The sequence below is a fragment of the Cellulophaga geojensis KL-A genome (assembly GCF_000568425.1).
Lineage (GTDB): Bacteria > Bacteroidota > Bacteroidia > Flavobacteriales > Flavobacteriaceae > Cellulophaga > Cellulophaga lytica.
The window spans coordinates 1-620 of sequence record NZ_ARZX01000097.1 but is presented as its reverse complement, the minus strand read 5'-3'; the positions used below and the strand labels follow the sequence as shown (position 1 = coordinate 620).

Sequence of the window (620 nt, the reverse complement as noted above, 5' to 3'; positions counted from 1 at the left end):
ATTACTAGGATTTGATCTTGGAATACGTGTATGGTTAAGCAACTAATTTAGTGAATAGAACACTAATTTAAAATCTACGATTCCCGACGCTTCGGGATTTGTAAGTAGGCTAGAAGCAAACAATTATTTATAGCCATTGTTGTGTGCAATTATGCATTAAGGTAAAAATTCAGTTATTTTTTTCTTTTTTAAGTGTTGCTTCCGAGAAATCTAATTTCTTAGATACTTCCCAATGGTATATCTAAAAATAATCATTGCAATAACTCCTAAAAATAATCTAAACTTCCAATTCATCCTTTAAAATTTTTAATCTGCTAAATGAGCTACTCCAACACACAATTCACTTCCTTATTCAGGTTTACCATTCTTTAAAGGCATTTTCACTCTTTTCTTAATTAAAATTCCACCAGCTCCAATAATTAATAAACCAACATATATAAATTTATTATCCATTTGACTGGTAACAAAAACTCCAGCAACAAATACCATAATTAAAATAAATACCATTTCAAACCAATCTAATCTAAATCCAATTTTGTATTTCATAAGTAATATTTCTTTATTTTGTGTTCGTTCCGCCAATGAATGCCAACGGTAGGTATAACCGAAGTTACGGGATT

At 29.5% G+C, this 620-nt stretch carries 1 protein-coding gene; it reads right to left on the bottom strand.

Annotated elements, in window-relative coordinates:
- Positions 1-348: 348 nt before the first annotated feature.
- A partial coding sequence (locus KLA_RS17370; protein ID WP_235183597.1) for an LPXTG cell wall anchor domain-containing protein occupies positions 349-620 on the bottom strand: 272 nt, incomplete at its 5' end.